The sequence below is a fragment of the Enterobacter sp. Crenshaw genome (assembly GCF_024734705.1).
GTDB lineage: Bacteria > Pseudomonadota > Gammaproteobacteria > Enterobacterales > Enterobacteriaceae > Enterobacter > Enterobacter asburiae_B.
Window position 1 is genome coordinate 3,875,962 of sequence record NZ_CP102932.1, and the last position, 23,562, is coordinate 3,899,523.

Genomic DNA, 23,562 nt, shown 5'->3' on the forward strand with positions numbered 1-23,562 from the left:
GACTATGCGCATTCCCCGCATTTACCATCCTGAACTGATTACCGCAGGCCGCGAAATCGCCCTGTCTGATGACGCCGCCAACCACGTTGGCCGCGTGCTGCGCATGGGCGCAGGTCAGGCAATACAGCTGTTCGACGGCTCGAACCAGGTTTTCGACGCCGAAATCACGCGGTCGGATAAAAAAAGCGTACACGTTAACGTGCTGCGTGGCGAAGTGGATGACCGGGAATCACCGCTGCACATCCATCTGGGCCAGGTGATGTCGCGCGGTGAGAAAATGGAGTTCACCATTCAGAAATCCATTGAACTGGGTGTAAGCCTCATTACGCCACTTTTTTCTGAACGCTGCGGCGTTAAACTGGATGCGGAACGTCTGAACAAAAAGATCCAGCAGTGGCAGAAAATTGCCATTGCGGCTTGCGAACAGAGTGGCCGCAACCGTATCCCGGAGATCCGCCCGGCGATGGATCTGGAGGACTGGTGTGCAGAAGAAGAAAGTGGGCTGAAGCTCAACCTTCATCCGCGCGCCAGCGCCAGCATCAATACGCTGCCCTTGCCCGTTGAGCGCGTACGCCTGCTGATTGGCCCCGAAGGCGGCCTGTCGGCGGACGAAATTGCGATGACGGCACGTTACCAGTTTACTGATATTCTGTTGGGACCTCGCGTTCTGCGCACTGAGACAACGGCACTCACGGCCATTACCGCGCTACAGGTACGGTTTGGCGATCTGGGTTGAAGCATTAACGGAGAAGAACATGATCAAGCTCGGCATCGTGATGGACCCCATCGCAAACATTAACATCAAGAAAGATTCCAGCTTCGCCATGCTGCTGGAAGCGCAGCGTCGCGGCTATGAACTCCACTATATGGAGATGAACGATCTTTACCTGATCAACGGTGAAGCCCGCGCGCGCACCCGCATCGTTAACGTCGAGCAGAACTACGACAAATGGTACGAGTTCGGCACCGAGCAGGATATTGCCCTGGCCGATCTCAACGTCATCCTGATGCGTAAAGATCCGCCGTTCGACACCGAATATATCTACAGCACCTACATCCTTGAGCGTGCAGAAGAGAAAGGCACGCTGATCGTCAACAAGCCGCAGAGCCTGCGCGACTGCAACGAGAAGCTCTACACCGCCTGGTTCTCTGACCTGACGCCGGAAACCCTCGTGACCCGCAGCAAAGCGCAGCTGAAAGAATTCTGGCAGAAGCACGGCGATATCATCATGAAGCCGCTGGACGGCATGGGCGGCGCGTCGATTTTCCGCGTGAAAGAGAGCGACCCGAATATTGGCGTGATTGCCGAAACGCTGACCGAACTGGGCACGCGCTACTGCATGGCACAGAACTATATTCCGGCGATCAAAGACGGCGATAAGCGCGTTCTGGTGGTAGATGGCGAACCGGTTCCTTACTGCCTGGCGCGTATCCCGCAGGGTGGCGAAACTCGTGGGAACCTGGCAGCCGGTGGCCGCGGCGAGCCGCGCCCGCTGACCGAAAGCGACTGGGAAATTGCCCGCCGCGTTGGCCCGACGCTGAAAGCCAAAGGCCTGATCTTTGTTGGCCTGGATATCATCGGCGATCGTCTGACCGAAGTGAACGTCACCAGCCCGACCTGCATTCGTGAAATTGAAGCGGAATTCCCGATTTCGATCACCGGAATGCTGATGGACGCTATCGAAAAACGTTTACAGAAATAACCTAACAATACTATTAGTGACAGCGCCTGTGTTTGTCCCCATACTGGGCGTTGTCGCTTTTTAAACCAGGAAACAGTACCTCTGACAATGAATTTACAGCATCACTTTCTTATTGCCATGCCTGCTCTCCAGGACCCGATTTTTCGCCGTGCCGTGGTTTATATTTGTGAATACAATGAAGACGGCGCGATGGGTATTATCATCAATAAACCACTGGAAAATCTTCAGGTTGAAGGAATTCTGGACAAGCTGAAAATACCGGCTGAAGCGCGACTGCCGGAAATCCGGCTTGATAAACCGGTGATGCTGGGTGGACCTCTTGCAGAAGATCGCGGCTTTATCCTGCATACGCCGCCGGTATTCTCTTCCAGTATTCGAATTTCGGATAACACCGTTATCACGACCTCGCGCGACGTGCTTGAAACGCTGGGCACCGCTGAGCAGCCTTCTGAAGTGCTGGTGGCGCTGGGCTATTCGTCGTGGGAGAAAGGCCAGCTTGAGCAAGAGATCCTCGATAACGCCTGGCTTACCGCGCCTGCGGACATGAATATCCTGTTTAAAACCCCGATCGCCGATCGCTGGCGTGACGCGGCAAAGCTGATTGGCATTGATATCCTGACCATGCCTGGCGTAGCGGGGCACGCCTGATGAGCGGAACGCTTCTGGCCTTCGATTTTGGTACTAAAAGCATTGGCGTCGCCGTGGGTCAGCGCATCACCGGTACCGCGCGTCCGCTTACGGCCCTGAAGGCCAACGACGGCACGCCAGACTGGAATCTTATCGAGCGTCTGCTCAAAGAGTGGCAGCCGGATGACGTGATTGTTGGGCTCCCGCTGAACATGGACGGCACAGAACAGCCGCTTACCGCCCGGGCGCGTAAGTTCGCCAATAAAATCCATGGTCGCTTTGGCGTCTCCGTGAAGCTTCACGACGAGCGTCTCAGCACCGTCGAAGCGCGTGCGGGCCTGTTTGAGCACGGCGGCTTCCGGGCGCTCAACAAAGGCAGCGTGGACTCCGCTTCTGCCGTGATTATCCTCGAAAGCTATTTCGAACAGGGCTTTTAACCACAGGGGCCTACAGCCGCCCCTGCGCCCGTCTCTCCGCCAGGCTCTGGTCAAAGTTCTGCATTCCTGCCTGCTGACCGGTTTGAATGATCCCGGGCAGTTGCCACGTTTTCCCTTCACGAATCAAATTCGCCGCCGCCGCAGTGTTCACCAGCAGTTCATACAACGCGACGCGCCCGCCCTGTAGATCGGGAATCAGCTTTTGCGCCAGCACCGCCCGCAGGCTGCCGGCCAGCTGGTTACGCACCGGATCTTTCTCCTGCGCCGGGAACGTATCGACCAGCCTTTCAATCGCCTGCGATGCCCCGCGCGTATGCAGCGTCGCCAGCACCAGATGTCCGGTTTCCGCCGCCGTCAGCGCCAGGCGGATCGTTTCGCTGTCGCGCAGTTCCCCCAGCAGAATAACGTCCGGATCCTGGCGTAAGGCGCTGCGCAGCGCTTCAGCAAATGACGGGCTGTGCTGGCCTATCTCCCGCTGCTGGATCAGGCAACGCTCGCTCTGGTAGATAAACTCCACCGGATCTTCAAGCGTGAGGATATGGCCGTCAGCATGGTGGTTTAGAAAATCGACCATCGCCGCCAGCGTAGTGGATTTGCCGCTGCCGGTCGCCCCCGTGACCAGAATCAGCCCGGCGTCATTGGATAACAGTTCCGGGATTACCCTCGGCGCGCCCAGCGAAGCGAGCTGCGGGCAGCTACGCGGCAACAGCCGCAGCGTCACAGAGATACCGCTCATCTGCTTAAAGGCACTGCCGCGCAGACGCTGGCCTCCCGTTACCGTCGCGGCAAAATCCACCTGGCCCTTTGCCCACCATGTTCCCTGCTGCTCATCGTTGAGCCACGCTTTTAATAACGCTCCGACATCGGGAGGCGGAAAGGGAGCGGGTTCAAGCCGGCCTAATCTGCGCCAGCGCGGTGGCGAATCACTGCACAGGTGTAGATCGGAGACGTTATGCTTTACACTAAGGGCCACAATTTCTTCCACATCCATAGACTACTCCTCGGAAAATGAACGACATTGCGCATAACCTGGCACAGGTCCGGGACAAAATCTCAGCCGCCGCAGCGCGTTGCGGCCGTGCTTCAGAAGAAATTACGCTGCTTGCAGTCAGCAAAACCAAGCCTGCGAGCGCCATCGCAGAAGCTATTGATGCAGGCCAGCGGGCGTTTGGTGAAAACTACGTGCAGGAAGGCGTGGATAAAATTCGCTACTTCCAGGAACAGGGAAATACGGATCTGCAGTGGCACTTTATTGGCCCCCTGCAGTCGAACAAAAGCCGTCTGGTGGCAGAGCACTTCGACTGGTGCCACACCATCGACCGCCTGCGTATCGCTACCCGTCTGAATGACCAGCGTCCGGCAGAAATGCCGGCACTCAACGTGCTGATTCAGGTCAACATCAGCGACGAAAACAGCAAGTCCGGCATTGCGCTGAGCGAGCTGGAGGCGCTGGCCGCCGAGGTGGCCGAACTGCCGCGCTTGACCCTGCGCGGGCTGATGGCCATTCCTGCGCCTGAGTCAAGTTATGAAAGGCAGTTTGCCGTGGCACAGCAAATGGCTGTAGCATTTGAGGCGCTTAAAGCGCGCTATAACACGGTAGACACGCTTTCACTGGGCATGTCGGATGATATGGAAGCCGCCATCGCGGCAGGCAGCACTATGGTGCGCATCGGCACGGCAATTTTCGGTGCGCGCGACTACTCAAAATAATAAGGAAACCTGAGGAACGCCATGAAGACGTTGACTTTCCTGCTCTCAACAGTGCTTGAGCTGTATACGATGGCGCTTTTGCTGCGCGTCTGGATGCAGTGGGCCCGCTGTGATTTTTACAATCCGTTCTCGCAGTTTGTCGTGAAAATCACGCAACCTGTTGTCGGACCGCTGCGCCGCATTATCCCGGCGATGGGTCCCATCGACAGTTCGTCTCTGCTGGTGGCGTTTATTCTGAGCGTTATCAAAGCGATCGTGCTGTTTATGGTCATCACCTTCCAGCCGATTATCTGGATTGCTGCGGTCCTGATTTTAATCAAAACCATCGGCCTGCTGATTTTCTGGGTGCTGCTGGTCATGGCCATCATGAGCTGGGTAAGCCAGGGGCGTAGCCCGGTAGAATATGCGCTGATCCAACTGGCCGAGCCGCTGCTGCGCCCGATCCGTAACCTGCTTCCGTCTATGGGCGGCATCGATTTTTCCCCGATGATCCTGGTTCTGCTGCTCTATGTGGTCAACATGGGGATCGCTGAGCTGTTACAGTCCACGGGCGATATGCTGCTGCCGGGGCTGTGGATGGCGCTATGAGTGCCGTAAGCACCTGCGCTGACGGGCTGGTTTTGCGGCTATATATTCAGCCGAAAGCCAGCCGTGACGGTATTGTCGGGCTGCATGGCGACGAGTTAAAAGTCGCCATCACCGCCCCGCCGGTTGACGGCCAGGCGAACGCGCATCTGACCAAATATCTGGCAAAACAGTTTCGCGTCGCCAAAAGCCAGGTCATCATTGAAAAAGGTGAACTTGGGCGACATAAACAGGTAAAAATCCTTAATCCGCAATCTATCCCGACGGAAGTCGCGGCTCTGAAAGAACAGGACTAAACCATGCAGAAAGTTGTTCTCGCGACCGGCAACGCCGGTAAAGTGCGCGAGCTGGCCTCGCTATTAAATGATTTTGGGCTGGACGTGGTCGCCCAGACCGATCTTGGCGTGGAGTCCGCCGAAGAGACGGGGCTGACGTTTATCGAAAACGCGATCCTGAAAGCACGTCACGCCGCGCAGATTACCGGCCTGCCCGCGATTGCCGACGACTCCGGCCTGGCCGTGGATTTTCTCGGCGGTGCACCGGGGATTTACTCTGCGCGCTATTCCGGCGTTGACGCCACCGACCAGCAGAATCTGGAAAAGCTACTTGTCGCCCTGAAAGACGTACCGGACGAACAGCGCACCGCGCAGTTCCACTGCGTGCTGGTCTATATGCGCCACGCGGAAGACCCGACGCCGATTGTCTGCCACGGCAGCTGGCCGGGCGTGATTACCCGTGAAGCAGCTGGCAACGGCGGCTTTGGCTACGACCCGATTTTCTTTGTCCCGACCGAGGGCAAAACCGCTGCGGAACTGACCCGCGAAGAGAAAAGCGCGATTTCCCACCGTGGACGCGCGCTGAAACTGTTACTGGAAGCACTGCGTAATGGCTAATTTGCCGCCTCTGAGTCTTTATATTCACATCCCATGGTGCGTGCAGAAGTGCCCGTACTGCGATTTCAACTCGCACGCGCTGAAGGGCGAAGTGCCGCACGATGACTACGTTGCGCATCTGCTGGCCGACCTGGACGCCGATGTCGCTTACGCACAGGGACGTGAAGTTAAGACCATTTTCATTGGTGGCGGTACGCCGAGCCTGCTGTCCGGCCCGGCGATGCAGACGCTGCTGGACGGCGTGCGTACGCGCCTGAACCTGGCGGCAGATGCTGAAATTACCATGGAAGCCAACCCCGGCACCGTTGAGGCCGACCGTTTTGTCGACTATCAGCGCGCGGGCGTGAACCGCATCTCCATCGGCGTGCAGAGCTTTAGCGAACCGAAGCTAAAACGTCTGGGGCGCATTCACGGCCCGGAAGAGGCGAAGCGCGCGGCAAACCTGGCGACCGGGCTGGGCCTTCGCAGCTTTAACCTGGATTTGATGCACGGTCTGCCGGATCAGTCGCTGGAAGAGGCGCTGGACGACCTGCGCCAGGCGATCGAACTGAACCCGCCGCACCTGTCGTGGTATCAGCTCACCATCGAGCCAAACACGCTGTTTGGTTCCCGCCCGCCGGTGCTGCCGGACGACGACGCGCTGTGGGATATCTTCGAGCAGGGTCACAGGCTGCTAACCGCTGCGGGCTATCAGCAGTATGAAACGTCCGCGTATGCGAAGCCGGGCTATCAGTGCCAGCACAACCTGAACTACTGGCGCTTTGGCGACTACCTGGGAATTGGCTGCGGCGCGCACGGCAAGGTGACCTTCCCGGACGGGCGCATTCTGCGCACCGCTAAAACCCGCCACCCGCGCGGGTATATGGAAGGGCGTTACCTGGAGCGTCAGCACGACGTCGAGGCGGCGGATAAACCGTTTGAGTTCTTTATGAACCGCTTCCGTCTGCTTGAAGCCGCGCCGCGCGCGGAATTTGCGCGTTACACCGGGCTGCCGGAATCGGTGATTCGCCCGCAGATCGACGAGGCGCTGGCGCAGGGGTATCTCACCGAGAGCGAGGAATACTGGCAGATCACCGAGCACGGCAAGCTGTTCTTAAATTCCCTTCTTGAGCTGTTCCTCGCCGAATAATCCTGAAGGCTGATTCAGGATTTTGCATCCCGTTCTGCTGGCTGAGGGAAAGGCTGGCAGAGTGTGGGGATGAAAATTACTCGTTCTTATGCAAAACAGCTCAGACGTGAGCTGACAAAAGAAGAAAGACGGCTTTGGTATCTACTGCGCAGCCGCCGTTTCGAAAATTATAAATTTCGTCGACAACATCCTGTAGATCACTACATTCTGGATTTCGCCTGCTGCGCGGCTCATCTGGCTGTTGAGCTGGATGGTGGGCAACATGATGAAAAGCAGGAATACGATCGTCAAAGAACGTGCTGGCTTAACGAGAAAGGCTGGCATGTCATTCGATTCTGGAACAACGAACTCTGGAATAACGAAGAGGCGGTGTTAGAAAAGATCCTTGAAATACTGCAAATGCTGCAACCCTCACCCCGGCCCTCTCCCTGAAAGGGAGAGGGAGCAAACCATCCCCTCGCCCCTTTGGGGAGAGGGTTAGGGTGAGGGGAAATTACTTAAGCGTCCCCACCAGCGCCTTCCGGCTATCTTCCAGCGACACCACGCGTTTACACACGTCTTTGCCGAACTGCTGGAAATCATCTTCCTGGTTCTTCCACTCGTTCTGAATGGAGGTCTGCAAGCCGCCCAGGCTGCCGAGCACGCCCTGCAGCGGATTACCGCCGCCCTTCAGCACGGCTTTGGCGCCCATCTCGTTGATGCTGTCCTGCAGGATGCCGCCCATAGCCTGGTTCACCAGCTGCTGCCCGTCAGCGCGGACCTGATCGATCGCCTTGTAGTGGAACGTCAGGCCGTCGGAGCGCGTCTCGATAATGCGGTTCATCTGCTCTTTAAGCTGCTTATCGAGCTTCGTCAGGCGGGTGCGCATATTGCTGCTCTCACCCACCTCTTTGGTGATGATCTTATCCAGCGCGACGCGGCTTTTCTCAACGCGGGTCAGCGCGCCTTCATTAATCCATGGCAGCGCGGTACGCAAATCGGCCTGATAGTCTTTCGCCTGCTCACGCTGTGCGGCAGTCAGGTTGTACTGCTTGCCGTTAAAGGTGACGTTCCCCTGCGGCGTAATCACCAGATTGCCGTTCTCGCCTTTGACCTGCACGGTTTGCGGGCTTAACACCACGTCATCACGCGGGGTGACGCTACATTGATAATCCGCATGGGCGGTGAATCCGGTTGCCATCAAAGCAACAGCCAGCAACGTTTTGCGCATCTTAAACACTCCCTCAGACAAAATGGGCCAGCTAATGCTGGCCCCTTACTGCTTTATTAGTCCCACCAAACGTCGAAAAGTTCGCTGACGCGGACATCTTCGAGCTTGTGGTCTTCAAGCCATTTACGTACCAGGGCCTGATGTTCTTCAGTGCATTTACCCACTTCCTGGGTGCAGATCAGACCTTCCCAGGCCAGATAGCCGCTACCGTCGAAGGCCAGCTTGTTTGGCTCAATCACGTCATTGATGAACGCATCCACGTCCTGATCGATCTGTTCTACACTGGTGCCTTCCGGGAAACGCCACGCAACGGAGAAGCCCACTTCCTGGAATTCTTCGATGTGCATCTTTTTACGCAGACGACGGCTACGATTCTTTGCCATTATTTCACCCTCTCGAACATTAAGTCCCATACACCGTGACCAAGACGATGGCCACGCTGTTCAAATTTCGTTACCGGACGCGATTCCGGACGCGGTACATAGTCGTTGCTCTCAGACTGGTTTTTATACCCGTCCAGCGACGACATCACTTCCAGCATATGTTCCGCATACGGTTCCCAGTCGGTCGCCATATGGAAGACACCGCCCAGCTTCAGCTTACTTTTCACCAGCTCGGCAAACGGCGCCTGAACGATACGGCGTTTATTATGACGTGCTTTGTGCCACGGGTCAGGGAAAAAGAGCTGAACCATGGTTAAAGAATTGTCAGGAATCATTTTATGCAGCACTTCCACCGCGTCGTGACACATCACGCGCAGGTTCTCAACGCCCTCTTCATGGGCCGTTGCCAGGCATGCACCCACGCCCGGGGAGTGGACTTCGATACCGAGGAAGTTCTGCTCCGGTCGCGCTTTCGCCATGGCCACCAGCGAGGTGCCCATACCAAACCCGATCTCCAGCGTGACGGGTGCTTCGCGGCCGAACAGTTCGGTAAAGTCCAGAGGCTGCTCGCTGAACTCAACGCCCATCACCGGCCAGTAGTTGTCCAGCGCATGTTGCTGCCCTTTTGTCAGGCGGCCCTGACGGCGGACAAAGCTGCGAATACGGCGCAGCGGGCGACCGTTTTCATCAAATTCCGGTGAAATGACGTCGTTTTTCATAAAGGAGTTGTCTGCTTGTGAGAATGTTCGGGAAACGGGCATTATCCAAAGTTAAGGCTTCTATGCAAGCATGGGAAAGATCCGGTTTACAGCAGATTGACGCTGTGCTGCAATCTGCGTCCCTGATTATGCGAATCGATGACCATGCAAGCCTCTCAATTTTCAGCCCAGGTGCTGGACTGGTACGACAAATACGGGCGTAAAACCCTGCCCTGGCAAATTGAAAAAACGCCTTACAAAGTATGGCTCTCCGAGGTGATGTTGCAACAAACGCAGGTCGCCACGGTTATTCCTTACTTCGAGCGTTTTATGGCGCGCTTCCCGACGGTGACCGATCTGGCCAACGCCCCGCTGGACGAGGTTCTTCATCTGTGGACCGGTCTTGGCTATTACGCCCGGGCGCGTAACCTTCACAAGGCCGCACAGCAGGTTGCCACGCGCCATAACGGGACATTCCCGGAAACCTTCGATGAGGTGGCCGATCTCCCCGGCGTCGGACGTTCAACCGCAGGCGCCATTCTCTCCCTGTCTTTAGGCAAGCATTTCCCGATCCTCGACGGCAACGTGAAGCGCGTGCTGGCACGCTGCTATGCCGTCGACGGCTGGCCGGGGAAGAAGGACGTCGAAAAACGCCTTTGGGAAATAAGTGAAGCGGTCACCCCGGCCAACGGCGTCGAGCGTTTCAACCAGGCGATGATGGATCTCGGCGCGATGGTCTGCACGCGCTCAAAACCAAAATGCGAGCTCTGCCCGGTGAATAATCTTTGCGTGGCGTATGCCAACCATTCATGGGCGCAATATCCGGGTAAGAAACCCAAACAGACGCTGCCGGAGCGCACCGGCTATATGCTGCTGATGCAGCACGGCAACGAGGTCTTCCTCGCCCAGCGTCCACCGAGCGGTCTGTGGGGTGGTCTATACTGCTTCCCACAGTTTGAAGATGAAGATTTGCTGCGTGAATGGCTTAAACAGCGCGGGATTGCTGCCGATAACCTGACGCAGCTGACCGCGTTTCGCCATACGTTCAGCCATTTCCACCTGGATATTGTACCCATGTGGCTTCCCGTGTCGTCATTTGCCTCGCGCATGGATGAAGGCACCGCTCTCTGGTATAACTTAGCGCAACCGCCATCAGTCGGACTGGCGGCTCCCGTGGAGCGCCTGTTACAGCAATTACGTGCCGGTGCAATGGTTTAGCATCGACAAGAAAAAGAGGAATGAGTATGGCCAGAACGATTTTTTGTACTTTCCTGCAGCGTGACGCTGAAGGCCAGGATTTCCAGCTTTATCCGGGCGACCTGGGTAAACGCATCTACAATGAAATCTCCAAAGAAGCCTGGGGACAGTGGCAGAAAAAGCAGACCATGCTGATCAACGAGAAAAAACTCAGCATGATGAACCCGGAACACCGCAAGCTGCTGGAGCAGGAGATGGTGAGCTTCCTGTTCGAAGGTAAAGACGTGCACATCGAAGGCTATACGCCACCGGAAAAATAACAGCGTGCGGGGGAAACCCCGCCGTTAAAGCAAACACAACACGCACTCCCGGAATGATGAAAAAACTATTAGCGCTAGCCCTTGTTGCGCCGTTGCTTGTCTCGTGTTCGTCAAAAAAAGGCGAAGATTACAACGAAGCCTGGATCAAGGACACCAACGGTTTTGACATTTTGATGGGGCAGTTTGCCCACAACATCGAGAATATATGGGGATTTAACGAAGTTCTTATTGCCGGACCTAAGGACTACGTTAAGTACACCGACGCCTATCAGACCCGTAGCCACATCAACTTTGATGAGGGTACGATCACGATTGAGACCATTGCAGGCACCGACCCTGCGGCACGACTGCGTCAGGCGATCGTCAAAACCCTGCTGATGGGTGACGATCCGGGTTCTATCGATCTCTACTCCGATGCCGACGATATCACTATCTCGAAAGAGCCGTTCCTGTACGGCCAGGTCGTCGATCAGACCGGTCAGCCGATCCGCTGGGAAGGTCGCGCCACGAAATTTGCCGACTACCTGCTGCAGACGCGCCTGAAAAGCCGCTCTAACGGTCTGAAGATTATCTACAGCGTCACCATCAACCTCGTCCCGAACCACCTCGACAAGCGTGCGCATAAGTACATTGGGATGGTGCGTCAGGCCTCGCGCAAGTACGGCGTGGATGAGTCGCTGATTCTGGCGATTATGCAGACCGAATCCTCGTTTAACCCATACGCGGTGAGCCGTTCCGACGCCCTGGGGCTGATGCAGGTAGTGCAGCACAGCGCCGGTAAAGACGTCTTCCGCGCGCAGGGGAAATCCGGCACGCCGAGCCGCAGCTATCTGTTCGATCCGCAGAGCAACATTGATACCGGCACCGCCTACCTGGCGATGCTGAACAATGTGTACCTGGGCGGAATTGATAACCCAACGTCGCGCCGCTATGCGGTGATCACCGCCTATAACGGCGGCGCGGGCAGCGTGCTGCGCGTCTTCTCGAATGACAAAGTGCAGGCCGCGAACATCATCAACAGCATGGCGCCGGGGGATGTCTACTCTACCCTCACCACTCGTCACCCGTCTGCGGAATCCCGTCGCTATCTGTATAAGGTGAATACGGCGCAGAAGAACTATCGTCGTCGCTAGAAAACTACCCCTCACCCTAACCCTCTCCCCAAAAGGGAGAGGGAACTTGAACACCCATACGAAAATGTTATTTGCATCACAATCCAAACTGCAAATTAATGTGGATTGCATTTTTTTGCGGGAGGTAACAAAACATATTGTTGCCAACTGATAGAATTGCATCAAATAACAACCCTGAATGTTCCCAAAACAACATATCTCCCGCTCACTTGTGAGGAAAGTAACATGAACCTTAAGCTGCAGCTTAAAATATTGTCGTTTCTGCAGTTCTGCCTGTGGGGTAGCTGGCTGACCACACTCGGCTCCTATATGTTTGTGACGCTCAAGTTCGACGGTGCGTCAATCGGTGCCGTATACAGCTCGCTCGGTATTGCGGCTGTCTTCATGCCAACGCTGCTGGGCATCGTGGCGGATAAATGGTTGAGTGCGAAATGGCTGTACATGCTTTGCCATCTGGTGGGCGCGGGGACGCTGTTTATGGCAGCCCAGGTGACCACGCCGGGGGCGATGTTCATGGTGATCCTGCTTAACTCGCTGGCCTATATGCCAACGCTTGGCCTGATCAACACCATCTCCTACTACCGCCTGAAATCCGCGGATTTGGATATCGTGACCGATTTCCCGCCAATCCGTATCTGGGGTACCATCGGCTTTATCATGGCGATGTGGGGGGTGAGCTTCGCAGGCTTCGAACTGAGCCATATGCAGCTCTATATCGGTGCGGCGCTCTCCGTAGTGCTGGCGATCTTCACCCTGACGCTGCCAACCATTCCGGTCTCTAACCAGCAGAAAAACCAGAGCTGGAGCACCATGCTCGGCCTGGACGCGTTCGCGCTGTTTAAAAACAAACGCATGGCGATCTTCTTTATCTTCTCCATGCTGCTGGGCGCAGAGCTGCAGATCACCAACATGTTCGGCAACACCTTCCTGCACAGCTTCGATAACAACCCGCTGTTCTCCGGCAGCTTTATCGTTGAACATGCGTCGGTGATGATGTCCATCTCTCAGATCTCTGAGACGCTGTTCATCCTGACCATCCCGTTCTTCCTGAGCCGCTACGGCATCAAAAACGTCATGCTGATCAGTATCGCAGCATGGATGTTGCGCTTTGGCCTGTTCGCCTACGGTGACCCGAGCGCGTTTGGTACCGTGCTGCTGGTGCTGTCGATGATTGTTTACGGCTGCGCCTTCGACTTCTTCAACATCTCTGGTTCGGTGTTTGTGGAAAAAGAGGTGAAGCCTGAAATCCGCGCCAGCGCGCAGGGTATGTTCCTGATGATGACCAACGGCTTCGGCTGTATTCTGGGCGGCGTGGTAAGCGGTAAAGTCGTTGAGATGTACACCACCAACGGCATCACCAACTGGCAGCCTGTGTGGCTGATCTTCGCGGCGTACTCGCTGGTGCTGTTCTTCGCGTTCATCGCGCTGTTCAAGTACAAGCACGTGCGCGAGCCGCACGGTGCGCAGCCGATAGCGCATTGATTGTTGTGCCCGGTGGCGCTGCGCTTACCGGGCCTACAAAACCAGACCGTAGGCCGGGTAAGGCGAAGCCGCCACCCGGCTATTTTATTGCAGAGAGCACCCACCCCACTGACAGTAAATCCGCGCTGCCGCCCGGGCTCAGATTGCGTTCAATCAATGCCTTATCCATCTTAAGCAGCGCCTCGCGATCCCAGCCACTCGCCAGTAATTCCCGCGCGTATCCCTGAACGTAGCGTAGCCCTTCAATGCCGCCGCGTGAGACGAGATTACTGTCCTGATTAACCGCCATCAGGCGCAACAGCAGACCGTGAAGCGACAGTCCGCTCCACTGCGCCAGCGCCTTACGCGCCGTCGCAAAGCCGCTTTCCGCCTCTCCGCGCGCGCCGGTTAAGCCGTACAGCTGAAACTGCCGCTCGCCCGCCGTCGCCTGTCCGCTGCGCGCGGCCAGTTCCCGCGACACCAGCCCGCTGCAGATGTTACTCACCTCACAACAGAGGCTATCTGCGGAGATATTTTTCACACGTCCGGCAGCGAAGCACAGTAAACCCAGGGCAAAAATCCCGCCCTTGTGGGTGTTCACTCCGTTCGTCGCGGCGTACATCGCCTGCTCGCAGGCCATCCCCATCGGGCGGATAATGCGAAGCTGTGCGTCAGCGGATTTATCCGCATGTGCGTTACCGAGTTCGGCAAAGCGCGAAAACCACGGCGTTATCGCCGCAATGCTGCGGACGAACAGCGCGTGGTCCATATCGCGATGGGAACCGTTATTGAGCTTGTCCACCAGCCCCGGCTTGGGCGTCAGCTCCAGCTCCTGCCATAGCGCCGCCTCGGCAAGCGCGGGCACGTCAACCGGGCGCGGTTTAGTCGCGAGCAAACCAGTCATCGATCGTCTTCTCCACGCGGGAAACCACCTGCTCAACGGGGTGATTGCGCGAACGGGAACAAGCATGAGCGGGTTCGTCGCAGATCAGGCAGCGTCTGAGATTCGCCCCCAGCGACTGGCGCCCGACGTGGCCGTGCTGAGGGCAGATCACGTCCAGATCCCACAGCCTGCCGAGCGGGTGCGTCTGCTCCAGATCCGCGCAGTGCGCTTTGATTTCCACCGCGGGATGGGCCACGCACCACAGGGCTTCTGGCCCGGTCGGGAGCCACAGCACCTGACGGTCCAGCACCTGCCAGCGGTTTTCCCACAGCAGCTGGTCGCACATTTGCAGCGCCACGCCCATGGTATTGCGATAGCGCAGGCTGTCTTTGATTTCCCCTGGCGTGACCAGCGTGAGGGAAATGACCGGTTGTTGATAGTGCTCAAGCATGTCAGCCTGGCGCGCTGCGCGGCGCTCTTTCGCCGCCAGCAGTTCGTCCAGGCTGACACCCGCCCGCACGGGTGTCGCTATAGTCATAACTACTCCTTTACCTGTCGCACGGTGTCGATCACGCTGCCGTCGCGGTAGCGGATCACTCCGACGATTTTGTCGGTAAATTCAATCGGTTTCGGTACGCCCGTCAGGGAAATCGCCCGCTCGTAAAGCGCGCTGATATCTACAACTTTGAGCCCAGCTTCCAGCAGGCGCTCGCGGATCTCCGGGCGCGCCGGGTTGACCGCAATGCCGTGGTCGGTGACCAGCACGTCGATGCTTTCGCCCGGCGTGAGGCGCGTGGTGACGCGCTTCACGACCGTTGGAATGCGGCTGCGCAGCAGCGGCGCAACGACGATGGTCAGGTTTGCCGCGGCGGCCACGTCGCAGTGTCCGCCGGACGCGCCGCGCATCACCCCGTCGGAGCCGGTGATAACGTTGACGTTGAAATCAACGTCGATTTCCAGCGCGCTGAGGATCACCACGTCGAGCTGGTCGCAGCTTGCAGCCTTGCTGCCAGGGTTGGCGTAAACGTTGGTGGAGATCTCCACGTGGTTCGGGTTGCGCGCCAGCGAGGCCGCCGCCTGGCCGTCAAAGCACTGGGTATCGAGCAGCTTTTCGATGAGTCCCTTCTCGTGTAAATCCACCAGGCTGCCGGTGATGCCGCCGAGCGCAAAGCGCGCCTTCACGCCGCTGCGCTCCATCTTCTCTTCCATAAAGCGCGTGCAGGCGGTCGCCGCCGCGCCGGAGCCCGTCTGCATCGAGAAGCCCGGTTTGAAGTAGCCGGAGTGTTCAATCACGTCCGCCGCATAGCGGGCGATCATCAGCTCGCGCGGGTTGCTGGTGACGCGCGCCGCGCCGACGCTGATTTTCGCCGGGTCGCCGACGCTCTCGACCTGCACAATGTAGTCCACCTGGTCCTGCACCAGGCTGGCGGGCATATTGGGGAACGGCACCAGCTCTTCGGTCAGCAGCACCACCTTGCGGGCGAAGTGCGCGTCCACCATCGCGTAGCCCAGGGACCCGCAGCACGATTTACCGTGCGTGCCGTTGGCGTTGCCAAACTCATCGCTGCACGGCACGCCGAGAAACGCTACGTCGATATTCAGCTCGCCGTCCTGAAGCAGCTTCACGCGCCCGCCGTGGGAATGAATTTGCACCGGCTCGTCCATCAGCCCGTGGGAGATGGCATCCGCCAGCCTGCCGCGCATGCCCGAGGTGTAAATCCGGGTGATGACGCCGCTTTCAATATGCTCGATCAGCGCGTCGTTACAGGTCATCAGCGAGCTGGAGGCCAGCGTCAGGTTTTTGAAGCCCATTCGCGCCAGCAGCGCCACGACGGTGTTGATCACCCGGTCGCCTTCGCGAAACGCGTGGTGGAAGGAGATGGTCATCCCGTCCTGCAGGCCGCAACGCTTAACCGCCTCTTCAACAGAGGCGCAGAGCTTGCGGCTGTGCTTCGCCTCGCTGTCCGACAGCCACGGCGTGGCGCTGTGGGCGTTATCAAACGGTTTTAAGTCCCGCAGATGGGGAAAGTTCACGTGAAGAAGTTCTGTCTGATTCATTATTTTATCCTTACCGACGCACGCCGGAGGCCGCCGCGCGCTCCAGCACCACCTGCGCGTGGTTAATAATCGGTGCATCCACCATTTTGCCGTTGAGCGACACCACGCCCAGGCCGTTACGCTCGCCCTCTTCTGCCGCCTCAATCACCCTTTTGGCGTGATCCACCTCATCCTGCGTCGGGGCGTAGGCGTTGTGCAGCAGGTCAATCTGGCGCGGGTTAATCAGCGATTTGCCGTTAAAGCCCATCTTGCGGATCAGATCGACCTCGCGCAGGAACCCGGCCTCGTCGTTAACGTCTGACCACACCACGTCGAAGGCGTCGATGCCCGCCGCGCGGGCGGCGTGCAGCACGGCACAGCGGGCGTAGAACAGCTCGGTGCCGTCGCCGCGCTCGGTCTGCATGTCCATCACGTAGTCAAAGGCGGCCAGCGCAATCCCGATGAGGCGCGGAGAGCTGCGGGCAATCGCCACGGCGTTGATGACGCCAATGGCCGATTCAATCGCCGCCATCACGCGGGTGGAGCCAACCTCGCGGGCGCACTCCTGCTCGATACGCTCGAGATGGCTTTCCAGCTCGTAGATATCGTCCGGCGTGTCGGTTTTCGGCAGGCGGATCACGTCCACGCCGGCCCGCACGGCGGCTTCCAGATCCAGCAGGCCAAACGGCGTGCTGAGCGGGTTAATACGCACCACGGTTTCGATATCCTGATACATCGGGTGCTGCAGGGCGTGGAACACCAGCATGCGCGCGGTATCCTTCTCGCGCAGGGCGACGGCGTCCTCAAGATCAAACATGATGGAGTCGGGACGGTAGATAAAGGCGGTTGAGAGCATGGCGGCGTTGGCGCCCGGCAGGAACAGCATGCTGCGGCGGAGTTTGCTCATTTCAGCGCCCCCCAGTTGATGGCCTGTTCATCGGCGGCACGCATCAGCGCGCTTTGCAGGCGGGCGCGGATCACACAGTCCAGCGCCCCTTTGTCTTCAATAATAATTAATCCCTGGTGCACGTTCATGGCGCGCAATGTGTCGTTGACCACCTGGCGAATTTGCTCGCCAAACTGCTTAATCACTTCACTGTGGATGACTATCTCCAGCTCGCCGTGAGCGGGAGCGATTTTCACCATCAGGTCGCTGGACTCCTGCGTTCCGGCCAGCGCCTCCCTTACAATTTTCATGATAAATTCCTGGTAGTTAAGCGACTTCCGCACTCGCACGGTAATGCGTTTCGAGATGCGCGAAGGTGGAGTCCGGGACAATCTCCCGGATCCGGGAAAACTGCTGTGTCTTCAGTAAGCGGCGCACTTCTGACGCTGATATGGCGTTGCCGGTGGACTTGATGCGCGGCATTTCCACCACCTCGATATGCGAGGCCAGCAGGTCGTGCAGCGTCTGGTTGTACTGCCGGGTGATATCGCAGAACGGCTCCGAGCCGATGAAGCGGTGCGTGATGCCGAGCGCCGGGGCGATAAAGTCCCGGAAGATCAGCACATCGATCTCGCTCCACGCCTGCTGCACTTTGCCGGTCTCCTTCAGGAAGTAGGCCGGGAAGGTGGCGCGGGAGATGATGTACTGCGAGCCTTCATGCACCAACACGTTCGGCAGATGCGCCACGCCCGCGCGCACCATCTCGAGGCGCGCGCTGAACGGGAAGAACGAGGCGTCTTCACGCACCACGAACAGGTGCAGGGCATCGCACCGCTGCGCCGCCTGCTCCACCAGATGGCGGTGGCCGAGGGTGAACGGATTGGCGTTCATCACTATCGCGCCAACGTTCTCCCCGCACTTGCGCTTCGCGCGCAGGGAACGGCAGTAGCGTTCGATCCCCTGCGGGGTGTTCTCCATCAGCACCGCGTTGTTTCCGCTCTGGGCAATCGGCCAGAAGCCGCTGCGGGCAAAGCGCTCCCGGTTGCACGGACGGGTGCAGAGGAAGAGGTGAAAATGGCCGCACTCCAGCGCCGCATTTTCCACCTCTGCCAGCAGCCGCGCGCTGAGGTTCTCGCCGCGAAGCTGCTCGTTGACCGCCACGCATTTGATGACGTTGGCAGCAAGCCCTGCGCAACCCACCAGCTGCGAGCCGGACCAGGCTTCGACAAACAGCGTGATGTCGTTGTCCAGGCCAAGGCCGCTGTCTGCCAGCAGGTAGCGGATCTGGCTTAAGCGTTCCGGGTGTTTCGCCACGACGGTGTGGCGAAAATCGATGGGTTGACTGTTCATGCCGTCTTTCTTAATGTGCTGCCGCAAGCCCGACGGCTGGCGCTTCCACGATCACGTTGCTCAGATGACCGATATGCTCGATCTCCACCTCAATGCGATCCCCTTCCTTCATAAACAGCGGCGGATTGCGCTTTTTACCCACTCCGCCCGGGGATCCGGTGATGATCACATCGCCCGGGCTGAGGCGGGTGAAGGTGCTGATGTACTCGATCAGCTCCGCAACCTTGTGGATCATGCTGCTGGTGTTGTCTTCCTGCACCATGCGGCCGTTCAGCCAGGTGCGGATCGCAAGCCTGTGCGGATCTGGGATCTCATCTGCCGTCGCCATCCACGGCCCAAACGCGCCGGTTTTGCGCCAGTTTTTACCGGCGGTGAACCAGGTGTGCTGCCAGTCGCGGGCGGAGCCGTCCATGTAGCAGCTGTAGCCCGCTACGTGGCGCAGGGCGTCGTCGCGGCTGATGTTCTCCCCACCTTTGCCGATGATCACCGCCAGCTCGCCTTCATAGTCGAATTCACTTGAATGGCGCGGCTTCAGCACCGGCTCGTTGTGGCCGGTCTGTGAATCCGGGAAGCGGACAAACAACGTCGGGGCCGGGTTATGCTGGTCAAACTCCTTGCGCTTGTCGGCATAGTTCATGCCCACGCAGAGGATCTTTTCCGGCTGCTCGATCACCGGTAAGAAGGTGATGGCGCTCATCGGCACGTCCACGGCATCGTTCAGGTAGCGGGTGGCCTGCGCCAGCCCGTTGCCCTGCAGCAGCGCCTTTAGGTCGCTGTAGCGGTCGCCGAGACGGCGGCCTAAATCAATCACGCCGTCGGCCTGGACGATGCCGTAGCTGCGTTTTCCCTGGTATAAAAAGCTTGCGAGTTTCATTGTTCTTTCCTGAAAACTTAAACGAGGAAGTTGCCCAGAATCAGCAGTGAGACTGAGACGTTAATCGCCCCGCCGATACGGGTAGCAATCTGGGCGAACGGCATCAGGCTCATACGGTTGCCTGCGGTCAGGATCGCCACGTCGCCGGTACCGCCCTGGCCGCTCTGGCAGCAGGAGACGATGGCGACATCAATCGGGTGCATACCAATCTTTTTGCCGACGAAGAAGCCGGTTGCCACCAGTGCGGAAACGGTGCTGACAATCACCAACAGGTTGCTGACGGTGAACGCCGCCACCAGTTCATGCCACGGGGTGATAGCCACGCCGACGGCGAAGAGGATTGGGTAGGTCACGGAGGTCTGGAAGAATTTGTACACCACCTGAGAGCCTTCCAGCAGACGCGGAGAGGCGCCGTTGCAGAGTTTCACCAGGACCGCCATAAACAGCATGCCAACTGGTGCTGGCAGGCCAATCAGCTTGTGGCCGAGCATGCCCAGCATGTAGAGCAGCACCGCCAGCAGCGCGCCGGAGGCGATAGTGGTGACGTCCGCTTTGCCGGAAAACGCAGGCTGAGAGACGGTGGCATCGGCATTCGCGCGGTTAGGCATCAGCTGACCTTCACCGGTCAGGTGCGGGAAGCGTTTACCGAGCTGGTTCAGGCAGCCGGAGATGATGATTGCCGTCAGACCGCCGAGCATTACCATTGGCAGCACGCGGCCGAGCGCCACGCCCTGGTCCATGTGCAGCAGGGTGGCATAGCCGATGGAAAGCGGGATCGCCCCTTCCCCGACGCCGCCCGCCATAATCGGCAGAATGATAAAGAAGAAGATCTGGAACGGCTCAAGACCCAGCGCCAGGCCCACGCCCATCCCCACCAGCATGCCGACGATTTCACCGCACAGCATCGGGAAGAAGATGCGCAGGAAGCCCTGAATCAGCACCGTGCGGTTCATGCTCATGATGCTGCCGACGATAATGCAGCAGATGTAGAGATAGAGAATGTTGGTGGATTTGTAGAACTTGGTGGTGGACTCGACCACCACGTCCGGCAGCAGGCCATAGTAGACCAGCGCGGAAGGGATAAAGGTGGCGCAAATCGCCGCCGCGCCGAGCTTGCCGACAATCGGCAGGCGTTTGCCAAACTCGCCGCAGGCAAAGCCGAAGAAGGCCAGCGTTGCCACCATGACCACGATATCGCTCGGCAGTTTTCCGCCCAGGCAATCAATCGCAATCAGTGCGCCCGCCAGAACGAACAGCGGCAGAGGAATAATCCCAACTTTCCAGGTATCCATAATATGCCACCAGCGCTCTTTGAGCGAAGGCCGCTGAATTTCAATCGGGTCGTGGGTAACAGAGAAAGAATCGTCAGTTGTGCTCATAATAAGCCCCTTGGTTATTTTGTGCGTTCAGCTTAGAGTCACAAAGGCTTACTTTATGTGAGGAATGGCATATTAAAAGCGAAGTTTTAATGGCAGCTATGGTTTTAATGGTTTCTTTTATTTAATGTGATTTACACCTTATTTATTGCCGTGGTTTTTATGGTTTCTTTTCCGAATTGAACAAACAAATAACATTTGTTCGGGAAGCCCGAAGCACGTTAGCCTTCAGCATAACGCTTTTACAGCGCCCGCTGTGCAAGGGATCACAAGTTTTCGGCAAAGCGGGCGTCAGCGCAAAAAAAGATGATATATTGGCGATCTTTGCTGCTACCTCGCGTGATAGTTATGAAAGTTTCTTTCCAGATTAAGCTGTTTATTTCGCTGGTTGCCTTTTTCTCGGTGCTTTTCGCGCTGCTGGGCGGATATTATTATGCCGACGTCGGAAAACAGCTTTATCAGGAAATGAGTACGCGTGCCAAAATACAGGCTGAAGAGATTGCGCTTATTCCGACATTGCGTAATGAAGTTGAACAAAAGAATATCAATGCCATCCATGATTTTATGCAGAAGATTTCTGCGCACAGTGACGCCAGCTTTATTGTGATTGGTGATAATAAGGGGCAGCATCTTTTTCACTCCGTCTTTGCCGACAGAGTGGGCACAACCCTGGTTGGCGGAGACAATGAAGCCGTATTGCAGGGTAAAAGCACCACCACCATTCGCAAAGGCGGGCTGGGCATTTCGCTGCGCAGTAAAGCCCCCATCTTCAACGCCGCCGGACAGGTGGTCGGCATTGTTTCGGTAGGCTATCTGACCAGCTACCTTGATACCATTACCGTCAGCAAAGTGGTCAATATCCTGATTGCCGCCGTGCTGCTGCTGATCGCTCTCTTTATCTTCTCCTGGTTCTTTACCCGCAGCATCAAGAAGCAGATCTTCTCCCTTGAGCCGCGCGAGATCGGCCTGCTGGTGCGCCAGCAGAAGGCGATGATGGAATCTATTTATGAAGGCGTGATTGCCATTGACGATCGGCGGCGGATTGAAGTCATCAACCAGGCGGCGCGCAAGCTGCTGGGCCTGAGCCAGCCGGCCCGCGAGCTGCGCGGACAGCTGATAAGCCAGGTGATCGATCCGGTCCCGTTCTTCGACACGCAGACGATGCTGGCGAAAGATACCCATGACGAGATTTGCCGTTTTAACGATCTCACGGTGATTGCCAGCCGGGTGCACATCATGCTTGAGGGGTCGCTGCAGGGCTGGGTGATCACCTTCCGCGATCGCAACGAGATCGACTCGCTGAGCGCCCAGCTCAGCCAGGTAAAACGCTATGTCGATAACCTGCGCATCATGCGCCACGAGCAGTTAAACAGGATGACCACCCTCTCCGGCCTGCTGCATATGGGCCGCTATGAGGAAGCCATTAGCTACATTCAGGCGCAGTCGGAACATGCCCAGGAGCTGCTGGACTTTATCTCTTCGCGCTTCAGTTCCCCGACCCTGTGCGGCCTGCTGCTGGGGAAAGCCGCCCGCGCGCGGGAGAAAGGCGTCGAGCTGTGTTTCGACCCGGGCTGTCGGCTGGACAGACCGTTCCTGCCCCTTGGTGAGCAAGAGCTGATTTCGATTATTGGCAACCTGCTGGATAACGCCATCGAAGCGACACAGCGGTCGCCGCTTCCCCACGCGCCGGTAGAAGTGCTGATAAAGCTCAGCGAAAAGGAGCTGATTATTGAAGTCGCCGACCAGGGCGTTGGCATTACACCGGAGATGCGTGACCGGATCTTTGAACGCGGCATCACCACCAAAACGCGCGGCGATCATGGGATTGGCCTGTATCTGATCGAAAGCTACGTCACACAGGCTGGCGGCGCGATAGAAGTTGCCGATAATACCCCGCGCGGCGCCATTTTCTCCTTGTTTATCCCGGCCACGGGAATCGCCCGGCAACTGGAAGACACCGACTATGCAACATGAACTTATCGACGTACTGATTGTTGAAGACGAGAACGAACTGGCGCAACTGCACGCGGAGCTGATAGGCAAACACCCGCGTCTGAGGCTGGTGGGCATTGCCTCGTCGCTGGCTGCGGCCCAGGCAGAGCTTGAAAGCAAACAGCCGCAGCTCATGCTGCTGGATAACTATCTGCCGGATGGCAAAGGCATCTCGCTTATCAATAACCCCATGCTGGCCCGCGCCAACTGCTCGGTGATTTTTATTACCGCCGCCAGCGATATGGACACCTGCAGCCAGGCGATTCGCAACGGCGCGTTCGACTACATCCTCAAACCCGTCTCCTGGAAGCGGCTCAGCCAGTCGCTGGAGCGGTTTGTGCAGTTTGCGGAACAGCAGCGCGTGTGGAAGATTGTCGACCAGCAGAACGTGGATTCGCTGTATCAGCTACAGGCGAAAAACTACCGCCTGGACAACGGCAGTAAAGGCATTGAGGAAAATACGCTGGCGCGGGTGCAGACGCTGTTCAACGACAAGGCAACGCACTGCTTTACCGTGGATGAGGTGGTGAGCGAAACGGGATTAAGCAAAACCACCACCCGGCGCTATCTGGAGCACTGCGTAGAGGCGGGCTTTCTGACGGTGGAGATGCTGTACGGCAAGATTGGGCATCCGAGGAGGATGTACAAGCGTAGTGCGGTTTGATGAAACGTTCCCCC

28 protein-coding genes are annotated in these 23,562 nt (G+C 57.6%); 16 read left to right on the forward strand and 12 right to left on the reverse strand.

Going from position 1 to position 23,562, the window contains the following annotated elements:
• Positions 1-4 precede the first annotated feature (4 nt).
• From rsmE to ruvX, 4 genes are all read left to right on the forward strand, one after another.
• Complete coding sequence (rsmE, locus tag NWV12_RS18355; protein ID WP_023309126.1) at positions 5-736, forward strand: 16S rRNA (uracil(1498)-N(3))-methyltransferase; 732 nt, start codon at positions 5-7, stop codon at positions 734-736.
• Positions 737-755: 19 nt separating this feature from the next.
• On the forward strand, positions 756-1,703 hold the full coding sequence (gene gshB, locus NWV12_RS18360) for a glutathione synthase (protein WP_029739222.1): 948 nt from the start codon (positions 756-758) through the stop codon (positions 1,701-1,703).
• An 87-nt stretch (positions 1,704-1,790) separates the two neighbouring features.
• A complete protein-coding gene (locus tag NWV12_RS18365) occupies positions 1,791-2,351 on the forward strand; it encodes a YqgE/AlgH family protein (protein ID WP_008499752.1) in 561 nt (186 codons plus the stop codon).
• Positions 2,351-2,767: a Holliday junction resolvase RuvX gene (ruvX, locus tag NWV12_RS18370; RefSeq protein WP_021242076.1), complete on the forward strand. Its 417-nt coding sequence runs from the start codon at positions 2,351-2,353 to the stop codon at positions 2,765-2,767. Before NWV12_RS18365 ends, ruvX begins: the two co-directional genes overlap by 1 nt.
• Positions 2,768-2,777: 10 nt before the next feature.
• On the opposite strand, the gene NWV12_RS18375 is transcribed toward ruvX, so the two are convergent.
• Positions 2,778-3,758: a type IV pilus twitching motility protein PilT gene (locus NWV12_RS18375; RefSeq protein WP_101744680.1), complete on the reverse strand. Its 981-nt coding sequence runs from the start codon at positions 3,756-3,758 to the stop codon at positions 2,778-2,780.
• Between the two features lie 17 nt (positions 3,759-3,775).
• Between NWV12_RS18375 and NWV12_RS18380 the strand changes: the two genes are divergently transcribed.
• The 6 genes from NWV12_RS18380 (at position 3,776) to NWV12_RS18405 (ending at position 7,516) form a co-directional block, all read left to right on the forward strand.
• Positions 3,776-4,477 carry a YggS family pyridoxal phosphate-dependent enzyme gene (locus NWV12_RS18380; protein WP_048979373.1) on the forward strand — a complete coding sequence of 234 codons (702 nt, stop codon included), beginning with the start codon at positions 3,776-3,778 and terminating at the stop codon, positions 4,475-4,477.
• A gap of 21 nt (positions 4,478-4,498) precedes the next feature.
• Positions 4,499-5,065, forward strand: coding sequence for a YggT family protein (locus NWV12_RS18385; protein WP_023309130.1), 567 nt, complete (start codon positions 4,499-4,501; stop codon positions 5,063-5,065).
• On the forward strand, positions 5,062-5,358 hold the full coding sequence (gene yggU / locus NWV12_RS18390; protein ID WP_023309131.1) for a DUF167 family protein YggU: 297 nt from the start codon (positions 5,062-5,064) through the stop codon (positions 5,356-5,358). Before NWV12_RS18385 ends, yggU begins: the two co-directional genes overlap by 4 nt.
• A 3-nt stretch (positions 5,359-5,361) precedes the next feature.
• Positions 5,362-5,955, forward strand: a complete 594-nt coding sequence (locus NWV12_RS18395; RefSeq protein ID WP_048979374.1) for an XTP/dITP diphosphatase — start codon at positions 5,362-5,364, stop codon at positions 5,953-5,955.
• Positions 5,948-7,084: a radical SAM family heme chaperone HemW gene (hemW, locus tag NWV12_RS18400; RefSeq protein ID WP_048979375.1), complete on the forward strand. Its 1,137-nt coding sequence runs from the start codon at positions 5,948-5,950 to the stop codon at positions 7,082-7,084. The genes NWV12_RS18395 and hemW overlap by 8 nt, the downstream gene beginning before the upstream one ends.
• Before the next feature lie 69 nt (positions 7,085-7,153).
• Positions 7,154-7,516: an endonuclease domain-containing protein gene (locus NWV12_RS18405; RefSeq protein ID WP_075204767.1), complete on the forward strand. Its 363-nt coding sequence runs from the start codon at positions 7,154-7,156 to the stop codon at positions 7,514-7,516.
• A 61-nt stretch (positions 7,517-7,577) separates the two neighbouring features.
• Here NWV12_RS18405 and NWV12_RS18410 read toward each other — a convergent pair whose 3' ends face one another.
• The 3 genes from NWV12_RS18410 to trmB are packed head-to-tail and all read right to left on the reverse strand — an operon-like array spanning position 7,578 to position 9,396.
• Complete coding sequence (locus NWV12_RS18410) at positions 7,578-8,294, reverse strand: DUF2884 domain-containing protein (protein WP_024906551.1); 717 nt, start codon at positions 8,292-8,294, stop codon at positions 7,578-7,580.
• Positions 8,295-8,350: 56 nt separating this feature from the next.
• The gene (locus NWV12_RS18415; protein WP_014885198.1) at positions 8,351-8,677 is read right to left on the reverse strand and encodes a YggL family protein; all 327 of its coding nucleotides are present in this window, start codon (positions 8,675-8,677) and stop codon (positions 8,351-8,353) included.
• A complete protein-coding gene (trmB, locus tag NWV12_RS18420) occupies positions 8,677-9,396 on the reverse strand; it encodes a tRNA (guanosine(46)-N7)-methyltransferase TrmB (protein WP_033146613.1) in 720 nt (239 codons plus the stop codon). The genes NWV12_RS18415 and trmB overlap by 1 nt, the downstream gene beginning before the upstream one ends.
• 144 nt (positions 9,397-9,540) lie before the next feature.
• On the opposite strand from trmB, the gene mutY reads away from it, so the two are divergent.
• From mutY to NWV12_RS18440, 4 genes are all read left to right on the forward strand, one after another.
• Positions 9,541-10,593, forward strand: coding sequence for an A/G-specific adenine glycosylase (gene mutY / locus NWV12_RS18425; protein WP_172620296.1), 1,053 nt, complete (start codon positions 9,541-9,543; stop codon positions 10,591-10,593).
• A 26-nt stretch (positions 10,594-10,619) separates the two neighbouring features.
• Positions 10,620-10,892: an oxidative damage protection protein gene (locus NWV12_RS18430; RefSeq protein WP_023309138.1), complete on the forward strand. Its 273-nt coding sequence runs from the start codon at positions 10,620-10,622 to the stop codon at positions 10,890-10,892.
• A 56-nt stretch (positions 10,893-10,948) separates the two neighbouring features.
• Positions 10,949-12,025 carry a membrane-bound lytic murein transglycosylase MltC gene (mltC, locus tag NWV12_RS18435; protein WP_033146615.1) on the forward strand — a complete coding sequence of 359 codons (1,077 nt, stop codon included), beginning with the start codon at positions 10,949-10,951 and terminating at the stop codon, positions 12,023-12,025.
• A 225-nt stretch (positions 12,026-12,250) separates the two neighbouring features.
• On the forward strand, positions 12,251-13,507 hold the full coding sequence (locus NWV12_RS18440; protein ID WP_029740744.1) for a nucleoside permease: 1,257 nt from the start codon (positions 12,251-12,253) through the stop codon (positions 13,505-13,507).
• A 79-nt stretch (positions 13,508-13,586) separates the two neighbouring features.
• Here NWV12_RS18440 and citG read toward each other — a convergent pair whose 3' ends face one another.
• From citG to NWV12_RS18480, 8 genes are read right to left on the reverse strand one after another with little or no spacing between them, the layout of a single operon-like run.
• Positions 13,587-14,390, reverse strand: coding sequence for a triphosphoribosyl-dephospho-CoA synthase CitG (gene citG / locus NWV12_RS18445; RefSeq protein WP_048979378.1), 804 nt, complete (start codon positions 14,388-14,390; stop codon positions 13,587-13,589).
• Positions 14,368-14,907: a citrate lyase holo-[acyl-carrier protein] synthase gene (citX, locus tag NWV12_RS18450; RefSeq protein ID WP_048979379.1), complete on the reverse strand. Its 540-nt coding sequence runs from the start codon at positions 14,905-14,907 to the stop codon at positions 14,368-14,370. The genes citG and citX overlap by 23 nt, the downstream gene beginning before the upstream one ends.
• A 2-nt stretch (positions 14,908-14,909) precedes the next feature.
• Positions 14,910-16,427 carry a citrate lyase subunit alpha gene (gene citF / locus NWV12_RS18455; RefSeq protein WP_048979380.1) on the reverse strand — a complete coding sequence of 506 codons (1,518 nt, stop codon included), beginning with the start codon at positions 16,425-16,427 and terminating at the stop codon, positions 14,910-14,912.
• A 10-nt stretch (positions 16,428-16,437) separates the two neighbouring features.
• A complete protein-coding gene (gene citE / locus NWV12_RS18460; protein WP_048979382.1) occupies positions 16,438-17,313 on the reverse strand; it encodes a citrate (pro-3S)-lyase subunit beta in 876 nt (291 codons plus the stop codon).
• A complete protein-coding gene (gene citD / locus NWV12_RS18465; RefSeq protein ID WP_008499773.1) occupies positions 17,310-17,603 on the reverse strand; it encodes a citrate lyase acyl carrier protein in 294 nt (97 codons plus the stop codon). Before citD ends, citE begins: the two co-directional genes overlap by 4 nt.
• Before the next feature lie 16 nt (positions 17,604-17,619).
• Entirely contained in the window at positions 17,620-18,642 is a 1,023-nt protein-coding gene (gene citC, locus NWV12_RS18470; protein WP_048979384.1) for a [citrate (pro-3S)-lyase] ligase, read from the reverse strand.
• Positions 18,643-18,652: 10 nt separating this feature from the next.
• Positions 18,653-19,516 carry a fumarylacetoacetate hydrolase family protein gene (locus NWV12_RS18475; RefSeq protein WP_047173579.1) on the reverse strand — a complete coding sequence of 288 codons (864 nt, stop codon included), beginning with the start codon at positions 19,514-19,516 and terminating at the stop codon, positions 18,653-18,655.
• 17 nt (positions 19,517-19,533) lie between these two features.
• Positions 19,534-20,895 carry a 2-hydroxycarboxylate transporter family protein gene (locus NWV12_RS18480; RefSeq protein WP_029740738.1) on the reverse strand — a complete coding sequence of 454 codons (1,362 nt, stop codon included), beginning with the start codon at positions 20,893-20,895 and terminating at the stop codon, positions 19,534-19,536.
• 345 nt (positions 20,896-21,240) lie between these two features.
• Between NWV12_RS18480 and NWV12_RS18485 the strand changes: the two genes are divergently transcribed.
• Together NWV12_RS18485 and NWV12_RS18490 are read left to right on the forward strand one after the other, a co-directional pair.
• Positions 21,241-22,866: a sensor histidine kinase gene (locus NWV12_RS18485; RefSeq protein ID WP_048979385.1), complete on the forward strand. Its 1,626-nt coding sequence runs from the start codon at positions 21,241-21,243 to the stop codon at positions 22,864-22,866.
• Positions 22,856-23,548 (forward strand): response regulator, encoded by a 693-nt coding sequence (locus tag NWV12_RS18490; protein ID WP_023309148.1) that lies wholly within the window; start codon positions 22,856-22,858, stop codon positions 23,546-23,548. The genes NWV12_RS18485 and NWV12_RS18490 overlap by 11 nt, the downstream gene beginning before the upstream one ends.
• The last annotated feature ends 14 nt before the right edge of the window (positions 23,549-23,562 follow it).

What these genes read in the sequence shown, in the direction of transcription:
- NWV12_RS18410 (WP_024906551.1), bottom strand. Translation starts at nt 8,294, where the DNA reads ATGCGCAAAACGTTGCTGGCTGTTGCTTTGATGGCAACCGGATTCACC.
- hemW (WP_048979375.1), top strand. Translation starts at nt 5,948, where the DNA reads ATGGCTAATTTGCCGCCTCTGAGTCTTTATATTCACATCCCATGGTGC.
- yggU (WP_023309131.1), top strand. Translation starts at nt 5,062, where the DNA reads ATGAGTGCCGTAAGCACCTGCGCTGACGGGCTGGTTTTGCGGCTATAT.
- gshB (WP_029739222.1), top strand. Translation starts at nt 756, where the DNA reads ATGATCAAGCTCGGCATCGTGATGGACCCCATCGCAAACATTAACATC.
- trmB (WP_033146613.1), bottom strand. Translation starts at nt 9,396, where the DNA reads ATGAAAAACGACGTCATTTCACCGGAATTTGATGAAAACGGTCGCCCG.
- ruvX (WP_021242076.1), top strand. Translation starts at nt 2,351, where the DNA reads ATGAGCGGAACGCTTCTGGCCTTCGATTTTGGTACTAAAAGCATTGGC.
- NWV12_RS18405 (WP_075204767.1), top strand. Translation starts at nt 7,154, where the DNA reads ATGAAAATTACTCGTTCTTATGCAAAACAGCTCAGACGTGAGCTGACA.
- rsmE (WP_023309126.1), top strand. Translation starts at nt 5, where the DNA reads ATGCGCATTCCCCGCATTTACCATCCTGAACTGATTACCGCAGGCCGC.
- citX (WP_048979379.1), bottom strand. Translation starts at nt 14,907, where the DNA reads ATGACTATAGCGACACCCGTGCGGGCGGGTGTCAGCCTGGACGAACTG.
- NWV12_RS18375 (WP_101744680.1), bottom strand. Translation starts at nt 3,758, where the DNA reads ATGGATGTGGAAGAAATTGTGGCCCTTAGTGTAAAGCATAACGTCTCC.
- NWV12_RS18480 (WP_029740738.1), bottom strand. Translation starts at nt 20,895, where the DNA reads ATGAGCACAACTGACGATTCTTTCTCTGTTACCCACGACCCGATTGAA.
- NWV12_RS18365 (WP_008499752.1), top strand. Translation starts at nt 1,791, where the DNA reads ATGAATTTACAGCATCACTTTCTTATTGCCATGCCTGCTCTCCAGGAC.
- NWV12_RS18380 (WP_048979373.1), top strand. Translation starts at nt 3,776, where the DNA reads ATGAACGACATTGCGCATAACCTGGCACAGGTCCGGGACAAAATCTCA.
- NWV12_RS18490 (WP_023309148.1), top strand. Translation starts at nt 22,856, where the DNA reads ATGCAACATGAACTTATCGACGTACTGATTGTTGAAGACGAGAACGAA.
- NWV12_RS18415 (WP_014885198.1), bottom strand. Translation starts at nt 8,677, where the DNA reads ATGGCAAAGAATCGTAGCCGTCGTCTGCGTAAAAAGATGCACATCGAA.
- NWV12_RS18385 (WP_023309130.1), top strand. Translation starts at nt 4,499, where the DNA reads ATGAAGACGTTGACTTTCCTGCTCTCAACAGTGCTTGAGCTGTATACG.
- citC (WP_048979384.1), bottom strand. Translation starts at nt 18,642, where the DNA reads ATGAACAGTCAACCCATCGATTTTCGCCACACCGTCGTGGCGAAACAC.
- citF (WP_048979380.1), bottom strand. Translation starts at nt 16,427, where the DNA reads ATGAATCAGACAGAACTTCTTCACGTGAACTTTCCCCATCTGCGGGAC.
- citE (WP_048979382.1), bottom strand. Translation starts at nt 17,313, where the DNA reads ATGAGCAAACTCCGCCGCAGCATGCTGTTCCTGCCGGGCGCCAACGCC.
- citG (WP_048979378.1), bottom strand. Translation starts at nt 14,390, where the DNA reads ATGACTGGTTTGCTCGCGACTAAACCGCGCCCGGTTGACGTGCCCGCG.
- NWV12_RS18475 (WP_047173579.1), bottom strand. Translation starts at nt 19,516, where the DNA reads ATGAAACTCGCAAGCTTTTTATACCAGGGAAAACGCAGCTACGGCATC.
- NWV12_RS18485 (WP_048979385.1), top strand. Translation starts at nt 21,241, where the DNA reads ATGAAAGTTTCTTTCCAGATTAAGCTGTTTATTTCGCTGGTTGCCTTT.
- citD (WP_008499773.1), bottom strand. Translation starts at nt 17,603, where the DNA reads ATGAAAATTGTAAGGGAGGCGCTGGCCGGAACGCAGGAGTCCAGCGAC.
- mutY (WP_172620296.1), top strand. Translation starts at nt 9,541, where the DNA reads ATGCAAGCCTCTCAATTTTCAGCCCAGGTGCTGGACTGGTACGACAAA.
- NWV12_RS18395 (WP_048979374.1), top strand. Translation starts at nt 5,362, where the DNA reads ATGCAGAAAGTTGTTCTCGCGACCGGCAACGCCGGTAAAGTGCGCGAG.
- NWV12_RS18430 (WP_023309138.1), top strand. Translation starts at nt 10,620, where the DNA reads ATGGCCAGAACGATTTTTTGTACTTTCCTGCAGCGTGACGCTGAAGGC.
- NWV12_RS18440 (WP_029740744.1), top strand. Translation starts at nt 12,251, where the DNA reads ATGAACCTTAAGCTGCAGCTTAAAATATTGTCGTTTCTGCAGTTCTGC.
- mltC (WP_033146615.1), top strand. Translation starts at nt 10,949, where the DNA reads ATGAAAAAACTATTAGCGCTAGCCCTTGTTGCGCCGTTGCTTGTCTCG.